This window comes from Bacteroidota bacterium, from assembly GCA_021300195.1.
Taxonomy (GTDB): domain Bacteria; phylum Bacteroidota; class Bacteroidia; order J057; family JAJTIE01; genus JAJTIE01.
Genome location: JAJTIE010000018.1, coordinates 215,187 through 221,612 on the forward strand (window position 1 = coordinate 215,187; position 6,426 = coordinate 221,612).

The window sequence follows — 6,426 nt, forward strand, 5'->3', positions numbered from 1 at the left end:
ACTCAAAAACTGATAAAGACTATGATAAATTCTACTGTCGTGCTTTTGCTTCTTGTCCTGATAGGGCTGTTGATTATCTCCTTTGTGGTGTTTAGGCAGCGGCGCAGGCACTATGGTGCGCAGGAAAAGCTGCTGGAGCGAATAGCGGTGCGCACCCACACCATGCCCAAGCCTGGTGATGACGGAGTGCGGGGCAAGTATAAGGGGTATTTGATAGAGACCACCAGCCGCCTGTGGATAGGCTCTACCCGACAGGAGGACGAGGCCCGACAGGCGGTAGACAAAAGCCAGAAGCGCTGGAGCAGCTTCAACCCCAAGCTGGTGGTAGAGCTGAAGTCGCCGAACGCAAACTATCCGGCCATAGCCATCTGGGACGACCTGAGCTGGCTGCCCACCGGTGTGCTGCTGCCCGAGGAACGCAGGCAGCGCATGCCCGCCCAGCCCAAGATGGCCCTGGATACCACCCCGCTACACCCCCGGGTGAGCCTGTATGGCGCGGATGTAAAGGCGGCACGCCTGCTGCTGGAAAGTGCCGAGCTGCGCCATCAGCTAAAGAACTGGCACTTTGTAGACCTGCGGGCCGAGGGCGATACCATACGGCTGCGGCTGGATAGCCCACTTGCCTGGGAAAAGTTTGGCAATCGGCTCAAGCATCCGCAGTATATCATCGCAGCCATGGATCTGTGCGTGGAGATGGCCGAGGTGCTAAAGGCCTACGTGACCGAACATGTATAGCTGTGTGTGGCCAGTGCCTAGCCGAGGCCTGATTCGGCTCCATAAGTACCCTGCCCGGGTGCATCTTTTTTGTATCTTCAGGGTGTAATTACCCGTGGGGCACCACCAGCCCGCAGTTGTGCGTTATGGTTTCAGTACTACGCTACATGCTTCGTATTTTCATTTTCTTCTGCTTGCTCGGTACCTCTGCGCTTCAGGCGCAGTTTATTCAGTGGCAGCACAGCCGGATTGTGCAAGACGACTATCGGGGGGCAGACCACCCCGATGCCGTGGTGGACGGCGTGGGCAACCTGCATATCTGCTATTGGGACCGGCTGCGAGACCGGCTGATGTACGGCGTGCGGGCCCCGGGTGCCGCCACCGTGAGCTGGCAGATGGTGAACTCGAATGTAGCAGGGGGGCTACGGTCGGCCATAGCGCTGGATGCTGCGGGCCGCCCGCACATAGCCTACCTGGTGCGTAGCCCACAGGACGAGATCAATGTGGGCTATACCTACCTGGATGCCCTGGGTGCCTGGCAGTATGAGCCCGTACAAAGCAGCAACTGCGGAGCCTATAACCCCCTTGTGGGTTTCACCCAGTGGTACCTGATGCCTAGCCTGGACCTGGTACTATCCGCCACGGGCGAGCCGCTGATCGGATACTTTTGTGCGCCGGTTCTGCTGGATTGCAACCAGTTCTTCAACGCCGGAAACCCAAGCCCCGTGATGAAGCTGTTTCGCGCCTACAAGGTGGGGGGCGTATGGCAAAACCGTCCTTTCCGGCTCGTACGCTCCCGTTACCACAACCAGATCCCGCTGTTTAACTGCTGGTGCAATGCCGGGATACGGCATGGCGAATGGGTAGAGCTGCGTGCCAACCCGAACCTGCCGGGCCGCTTCATTGCCATCACCCCCGCTACCTGCGACGGGGAGATGTGGATGTGGCAACAAACCAGCACAAACCTGGCCGATGAATGGGACATCATCAAGCTGGACAGTTGTTATCGGGTGGGCCTGGGCGGCCCCCCCCCCACGCTAAATAGTGGCCAGACCATCAACGAAGTAACCTGGGAGGGCTTTGGCGTAGGTTACACCCCCGACAATAACCTGCACATTATGGCCCACACCAGCCAGCTGAACGGCTGGAACTCAGGCCTGTTCGGATTTACACCCCTTGTTTTTAATCCCATTATCTACACCCGCCGTACTCCTGCCGGGGCAATGACCCAGACTACCCTGCAGGCCGGGAATGTAGATACCGACTACCGCAGCCACACCACCTTTGCCTCTGTGGGCAATGATCGGCTCTTCTTTGTATACGCAAACCGAAGCCGAGGGCGCTACGAAATGCGCTACTCTACCAACGGCGGCACCACGTTTACCCAGGAAAATGTGATCGATATTACGGGTGCCAATATGCGTGCACCCCTGCGGGTGGCCGGAGACAGCCTGCTGATCGTGGTGCCCGACCCCGCCAATGCCCGCCTGCTGCTGGGCCGCCGCCCGCAAGACCTGACTGCGGGCTGGACCTGGACTACCCTGAATGAGAGCCGCCAGTATGGGCTGCAGCTAGCCCTGGTGGCACAGCCCAGCCAGACGGATACCATCCTGCACATAGCCTACGAGGATAGGTACCAGCGCCGCATCTTCTACCGAACCCGCGTGGAGGGCGTATGGCAGGCGCCCGTGCAGATAGAGAGTGGCACGGGCGTATCGCACCTGCGCCTGGCCCGCGTCAATGACGGCGCACTCTATCTGTCCTACATCCGCCTTGCGGACTACAGCCTTGTCCTGCAGCGTAGTACAGACGGACTGGCCTGGACCAGCCAGACGGTATACAACACCACCGACACGGATGCGGCAGACATGGTGGCAGATGCCGCTGCCAATACGGTTTACCTCGCCTTCAACGACGTGTCCGGCAAGCGCCTGCTGTACCGCGCCCGAAACAGCTTTGGCCTATCGCCCCTGGAGGTGGTGCAGAATGGAACTGCCAATAGCCAGCAAGACCAGATCGGAGAATTTGCCAGCATCACCATCGATAATACGGGCAAACCCCAGGTAGCCTACTGGGACCGGACCAATGGACGCCTGCGCTGGGCACGCAGGGAGGACACCAACACCTGGACACCCGAGGTGGCCGATGAATCAGCAACCCAGGTAGTGGGCCGCTATGCAGATATAGTGGCCAGCCAGAGCAACAGCCCCACGATTGCACACCAGAATTTTTCTGACAACAGCATCCGCCTCTCCAAACGCACAGGCCCACAGAGCTGGGCCGACGAGACCATTGTACAAGCAACAGGCAGCACCGTGGGCGAGCCACTGGCCTACTGGGAGGACAGCAACGGTACCCCTTGGCTGCTGTACAACAACAGTGGAACCGAAGACTACCTGCAGCTGGTGCGCCGGAAGGCTGGCACCGCCGAGTGGGTACTACTGGGCCTGCCTGCAGCCGCTGCCCGCATGGGCAAGCAGTTTGCCACCGCTATGCTGGATAGCAGCTATGTGTACATCCTGGCGCGAGACCAGGACCTCGTACAGGGGGGCGTTTCCCTCATTGAGGGTACCTTCTTTCCCGCCCCGCCAGACCCCCCCGTGGGCCGCACAGCTGCCACCCAGCGCACCCAGCTGCAGGCACTGGCCTACCCAAACCCCCTGCGCGACGACTACCTGAGCCTGCAGCTACAGATGCCCCAGGCGGGCACGCTGCAGGTAGGCCTGTACGATATGCAGGGCCGGCCCGTGCAGCAGCAAACCTACACCCTGGCTGCCGGCGTGCAGAGCCTGCGCTGGCCCCTGCAGCCCATGCCGGCAGGGCCTTACCTGTGCAAGCTGCAGACCAGCCAGGGCCTGGCTACCCTCACCATCCTGAAACACTAGCCGCCCGCCGCACCCATGATCCTACGTACAGAGAAACTGGTAAAGAAGTATGGCCAGCGCATCGTGGTCAACGAAGTATCCATACAGGTAGAGCAGGGCAGCTGCGTGGGCCTGCTGGGGCCCAATGGGGCGGGCAAAACCACTACCTTCTATATGGTGGTGGGGCTGGTGCGCCCAAACTCCGGACACATCTACCTGGATGAGCGCGATATAACCGACCTGCCCATGTACAAGCGCGCACAGCTGGGCATAGGCTACCTGCCACAAGAGGCCAGCGTGTTCAGAAAACTAAGTGTGGAAGATAATGTAAAAGCCATACTGGAGATGCGGCGCGACTTTACCCGCCAGCAGGTGCAGCAGCGTACAGACCAGATACTGGAGGAGCTGAGCCTGACCCACGTGCGGAAAAACAAGGGTGGCCTGCTAAGCGGAGGCGAACGCCGCCGCACCGAGATAGCTCGTGCCCTGGCTGTTAACCCCCAGTTTATGCTGCTGGACGAACCCTTTGCCGGCGTAGACCCCATTGCCGTAGAGGAAATACAAACCGTAGTGGCCGAGCTGAAACAGCGTAACATAGGCGTGCTGATAACAGACCACAACGTGCACGAAACCCTGAACATAGTAGACCGCGCCTACCTACAGTTTGAGGGTAAGCTGCTAAAGGCTGGCACCGCCGAAGACCTGGCCAATGACGAGCAGGTGCGCCGCGTATACCTGGGCGAGAACTTCCAGCTGGGCAGGTAAGCCCGCTATGCAGGGGGCCACACCGCCTGCTGCGCTCCAGCTAGCAGCTACAGGGGGGGGGATACCCGGAGAGAGAGCGGGGGGGGTCCCGTAAGAAAAAGTATCTTCGCGAAATGATGTACCGTTTCATACAGGCTTATCTGACGCGGCGCTATGCTGGCCTGCAGCATGCCCTGCACCACCCCCGCCAGCACCAGGCGCGCATACTGGCCGACCTGATACGCCAAGGCCGAAAGACAAAGTGGGGCCAGGCCCATGGCTATAGCCGCCTGAGCGGCTATGACGACTTTGCCCGCCAGGTGCCCATTCACACCTACGAGGCCTTTTATCCCTACATCGAGCGGGTGCTGAAGGGTGAGCCCGATGTGCTGTGGCCCGGCCGGGTAAGGTGGTTTGCCAAAAGCAGCGGCACTACCAATGCCATCAGCAAGTTTATCCCCATACCGCCCCGCAGCCTGCACGAAAACCACTACGCCGCCGGAAAGGACATGCTGGCCGTCTATCTGCACAACTATACCGGCACCCACCCCAGCCGCATCAGCACCGGCAAGATACTGAGTATAGGCGGCAGCAGCGAGCTAAGCCGCTACAACGCCCACGCCCGCTACGGAGACCTGAGCGCCGTACTGATAGAGAACATGCCCAGGCTGTATGAGCGCGGGCGAGCCCCCAGCAAGCGCACCGCCCTGATGCACGAATGGGAAGCCAAGCTGGAGGCCATGGCCCACGAGACCCTGCGCCAGCACATAACCGGCATAGCAGGCGTGCCCACCTGGACCCTGGTACTGCTGAACAAGGTAATGGCCCTGGCCGGTACGCGGGACCTGCACGCCATCTGGCCTGGCCTGGAGGTCTTCTTCCACGGTGCCGTAAGCTTCGCCCCCTACCGCAGCCAGTTCAGGCAGCTCATCCCCCACCCACAGATGCGCTACCTGGAGACCTACAACGCCAGCGAGGGCTTCTTTGCCCTACAGACCGAGCCCCACGTGTACGACCTGGCCCTGCTACCCCACCGTGGCATCTTCTACGAGTTTCGGCGCACCGGCACCGATGCGGTGGTGCCCCTGTGGCAGGTGCAAGCGGGCGTAGACTACGCCCTGCTCATCAGCACCCTGGGCGGCCTGTGGCGCTACGAGATAGGAGACACGGTGCGCTTTACCCAGGCCGCCGCCCCCTACAAGCTGGTCATCAGCGGGCGCACCCAGCACTTTATCAACGCCTTTGGCGAGGAGGTGGTGGTGGGCAATACAGACCAGGCCCTGGCCCGCGCCTGCCACCTTACCCATGCCGAGGTGGCCGAGTATACCGCCGCCCCCATCTACCAGAACGATGCGGGCAAAGGCGGCCACGAGTGGGTCATCGAGTTTGCCCAGGCACCCGGCAACCTCGGTGCCTTTGTTAGCGCCCTGGATGCCGAGCTACAGCAGCTGAACAGCGACTACGCCGCCAAGCGCTACAGAGACATAGCCCTGCAGCTACCCCTGGTGCATGTGGTGCCCCCCGGCACCTTCCACGCCTGGATGAAGCAGCGCGGCAAGCTGGGGGGCCAGAACAAGGTGCCCCGCCTGAGCAACCAGCGCGACTATGTAGAGGCCCTGCTGGCCCTGCAGGCGTAGGCTGGCTGATTCCTGCCCCGGCGCACCGGGTGTGTGTGCTTAGGTTTTCCTTTTCCTGCCCCGGGTGGGCTTTGGGGGTTTCAGGTCTTTCAGCAGGGGCTCGGTATACTGGCGGTACAGCTCGAAGAGAAACTGCAGGCGGGCCAGCTCGGTGGCAAAGGGCTGGGGGCGGTAGCAGGCATCTACCGCCTTGTCCAGCCGGCGGTGGGCATCCAGCAGCGGCTTGGGCATGCACAGGGGGTCGTACAGGTCGGCCAGGCTGGCCCCCGGGTAGGCCGCCCGGGCATCCAGCACCGCCTGGGCCGCCGCCTCTACCGCCTGCTGCTGTTTGGTGCCAGGCTGCGCGGGCCAGGGGTAGTTGTTGTACACGATTTGGTTTGAGTAGCGATAATCACTCTTGAGTCGGCCGCACACTTGCCGCACCCAGGCCATATGCATGGCGCTGGTCAGGATGCCAAAGTGGTAGA

General features: G+C 61.3%; 5 protein-coding genes. 4 read left to right on the forward strand and 1 reads right to left on the reverse strand.

The window, feature by feature from the left end:
* Window positions 1-39 precede the first annotated feature (39 nt).
* The 4 genes from LW884_05190 (at window position 40) to LW884_05205 (ending at window position 5,959) form a co-directional block, all read left to right on the forward strand.
* A complete protein-coding gene (locus LW884_05190) occupies window positions 40-735 on the forward strand; it encodes a hypothetical protein (GenBank protein ID MCE3007732.1) in 696 nt (231 codons plus the stop codon).
* 125 nt (window positions 736-860) lie between these two features.
* Window positions 861-3,599, forward strand: coding sequence for a T9SS type A sorting domain-containing protein (locus LW884_05195; GenBank protein MCE3007733.1), 2,739 nt, complete (start codon window positions 861-863; stop codon window positions 3,597-3,599).
* A 15-nt stretch (window positions 3,600-3,614) separates the two neighbouring features.
* Window positions 3,615-4,343 (forward strand): LPS export ABC transporter ATP-binding protein, encoded by a 729-nt coding sequence (lptB, locus tag LW884_05200; protein MCE3007734.1) that lies wholly within the window; start codon window positions 3,615-3,617, stop codon window positions 4,341-4,343.
* A gap of 113 nt (window positions 4,344-4,456) precedes the next feature.
* On the forward strand, window positions 4,457-5,959 hold the full coding sequence (locus tag LW884_05205) for a GH3 auxin-responsive promoter family protein (protein ID MCE3007735.1): 1,503 nt from the start codon (window positions 4,457-4,459) through the stop codon (window positions 5,957-5,959).
* A gap of 39 nt (window positions 5,960-5,998) precedes the next feature.
* Here the strand turns inward: LW884_05205 and LW884_05210 are convergent.
* Window positions 5,999-6,426, reverse strand: a 428-nt coding sequence (locus LW884_05210) for a class I SAM-dependent DNA methyltransferase (protein MCE3007736.1), incomplete at its 5' end; no start/stop codon positions are given.